Genomic DNA, 3,186 nt, shown 5'->3' with positions numbered 1-3,186 from the left:
CCAGTGAAGGACAATAAAAAGATGCGTCTTAATCAATTATCAAATAATGTGTTTTTTAACTTCAAGCAATACGGTTTGACTTTGTTCATCTTGCTCAGCTTAAGTTTCTCTTTTTCACTTCAAGCCGCTGGCTTTCCGCAACGTCTGATAGAAGGAAATTCACAACCCTCTCTCGCGCCGATCATTAAGGAGTCAGCGCCAGCCGTGGTTAATATTGCGACCTATACCATTCAGCGTAAATATAACCCTTTACTACAGTCACCATTTTTTCGACATTTCTTCTCTTTTCCTGATGAAATTGAAGAGTCACGCCAAGTTCAAAGTGCTGGCTCCGGTGTAATAGTTGATGCAAAAGAAGGCTATATTCTTACCAATCATCATGTCATTGCTGACTCTAACGATATCGAAGTAAAACTTCAGGACGGGCGTCAATTCAAAGCCACCTTAGTAGGTTCCGACAAGAAGGTTGATATCGCTTTGCTGAAGATCGATGCAGAAAAGTTGTCATCTTTGAAAATCGCCGACTCTAACTCCCTAGCCGTTGGCGACTTTGTAATTGCCATTGGTAACCCCTTTGGTATTGGGCAAACGGTGACTACTGGAATTGTCAGCGCACTTGGGCGGAATGGTCTTGGCATCCAGGGGTACGAAGATTTTATTCAAACCGATGCCTCCATTAACCCCGGCAATTCAGGCGGCGCATTAATTGACCTCAATGGCAACTTAGTTGGCATCAACTCCGCCATTATCGCTCCAGCCGGAGGAAACGTTGGCATTGGCTTTGCCATTCCAACTGAAGTCAGCCAATCAGTTATGTCACAACTTATCCAGTTTGGTGAAGTAAAACGCGGCGGTATCGGTGCCCGTTTCCAAGACTTAAGCCCTGAGTTAGCTGAAGCCTTCTCGTTCGGAACACATCAGCTTAATACCTATCAGGGGGCTATTGTCAGTAGTATCGAGGATGGCAGCGCAGCAGATGATGCAGGTCTAAAGCAGGGCGACATTATTACTAAGGCAAATGGTCGGGCCATCAGGAATGCCAATGATATCCAAAACAGAATTGGACTTTCTGCAATTGGCAGAACCCTTGATCTTGAGATTATTCGCAATGGCAATAACAAAGCGCTCGAAATTGAGATCGAAGCCATACCTGTCCCGGAAATAGCTGGTGACAAAGTCTCTTCTTATTTGAGCGGAAGCCTGTTAATGGATCTCATTCCAAGTGATCAAGAAGAAGCTATTGGCATTCAGGTTAAAGAACTGAGCAATAATTCGATCGCTAAACGAGTAGGCTTTGAGCAAGGGGATATAATCTTCGCGGTCAACCGAAGCAGGATTAGAAATATTGCAGAGCTTAAGTCTTATTTGAGGCAGCGAAATGTGCAGGCATTTCGCATCCGACGAGGATACGAAGACCTGATTCTCTATGTTCGCTAGCAATTAAAAGAATAAATCCCCGAGCCGCAGTTCAGGCCGCCTGCTGTAAGGCCCGGAGATTGTAAACGGTAAACAATAGAAGGCTAGGTTTTCTACCCGGCCTTCTTCTTTAACAACCAGCTTGGCTTCTTCATACCAATCTTTGCGAAGCCCTCATTTAGCGTCATCGGATGCGCTAGTTCCATATAATCAGAGAGCTTCATTTTAATCACTTCGTGGTGATTTCCTGCTCTAAAGGCAATATCACCGGTTTCATCGAACCCTTCATACATATAGATGGGGACATCATATAAATTGCCGAATGGTGGCATAGCACCCACTTCGCATGATGGGAAACGGTCTTTAAATTCATCTTCTGTTGCCAGGGCGACCAGCTCGGTTCCCATGGCTCTCATAAATTGATCCCAGCGTATTCGACATGATGCGGGTAGCACCACCATCGACATACAACCGTCCAAATTGACCATAACGGTTTTCGCCATTTGGTCACCTTTAAGTTTAATACGTTCAGCGATCTCTTTTGCGGTATATGCTACCGAATGTTCTATTGATACGTATTGAACGTCATTCGAATCTAGATATTGCTTTAGCTGTTCAACTGGCATTTCCAGTACCTCTATAACTGCCTAACACTCGTTATTTTTGTCTTTAGTAGATCGAGACAATCGTAATTATTGCTTTGTCTCAGTCACTTCGTATTTCTGAAGCGCTATGCACAGGCAGATAGAGACCAGCAAAATTCGTTGATACTAAATTCTTTCTTAACTTCATCTTAGTCACGAACAAAGATAAGTTGAAGTAACAAAAAGTATCTTTTTATTAGCGTCGTTTATAGATGAGTTTTTTTCCAGTTTTTCAGCAGTATTATCACACTTGTTTTCATTCTTTCGCAGGTTAGGAAATACGTTTATTAATAAAAAAGGCGCTCAAAAGAGCGCCTTTTATCAGCAAAACAAATAACGTCTTAAATAACCGGCGCTAGTGCGTAGGTTATTGAACTGTATGCATATGTACGTCTTGTTGAGGGAACGGAATACTAATTCCTTGCTCATCAAACGCTTTCTTAACTGCTTCGAACATTGTGAAGTGAACTGCCCAGTAGTCCGCCGTCTTAGTCCAAACCCTAACGGTAAAGTTGACTGAACTATCCGCTAATTCAGAGATCGCAATCAAATGCTCAGGATCTTTTAATACACGAGAATCTGAAGTGATCAAGCCTTCAATAATCGCTTTCGCTTTATCAATATCATCGCTATAACCAATACCAAAAACGAAATCAACACGGCGAGTATCCAGCTGGTTGATATTAACCATACTGCTATTTGATAGGGCACCGTTTGGAATAATAACGACGCGATTATCTGCCGTTGTTAGAATTGTGTTAAAGATCTGAATTTCCTTAACGACACCAATATGGCCTTGAGCATCAATTAAGTCGCCTACTTTGAAAGGCTTGAATAGCAAGATCAAAACACCGCCAGCGAAGTTTGACAAACTGCCCTGCAATGCCAAACCAACGGCCAAGCCAGCAGCACCGAGTACTGCAACGAAAGAAGTAGTTTCAATACCAACCATTGATGCAACAGCAATCAATAGCATCATCTTGAAGATGACTGACGCCAGGCTACTGACAAACGAACCAAGCGTTGGATCCGCTTTAGACGTAAAATGCTTTTCAACCTTGCTAACAATTCGATTTATCACCCAAAGACCAATTATCAAGGTAACAATAGCCAGAACAACTTTTGG

General features: G+C 42.7%; 3 protein-coding genes. 1 reads left to right on the top strand and 2 read right to left on the bottom strand.

Features of this window, described 5'->3' with window-relative positions; translation table 11 throughout:
• Positions 1-1,437: Do family serine endopeptidase (locus A3761_RS22630; protein ID WP_231881292.1), on the top strand; the 1,437-nt coding region annotated here is incomplete at its 5' end.
• A 92-nt stretch (positions 1,438-1,529) separates the two neighbouring features.
• Here the strand turns inward: A3761_RS22630 and A3761_RS22625 are convergent.
• Positions 1,530-2,042, bottom strand: a complete 513-nt coding sequence (locus A3761_RS22625) for an aminoacyl-tRNA deacylase (protein WP_068554211.1) — start codon at positions 2,040-2,042, stop codon at positions 1,530-1,532.
• Between the two features lie 385 nt (positions 2,043-2,427).
• Positions 2,428-3,186: mechanosensitive ion channel family protein (locus A3761_RS22620; RefSeq protein ID WP_068750938.1), on the bottom strand; the 759-nt coding region annotated here is incomplete at its 5' end.

The organism is Oleiphilus sp. HI0123 (assembly GCF_001635315.1).
The sequence above is the reverse complement of the archived record's forward strand: the minus strand, read 5'-3'. Positions and strand labels throughout refer to the sequence as shown.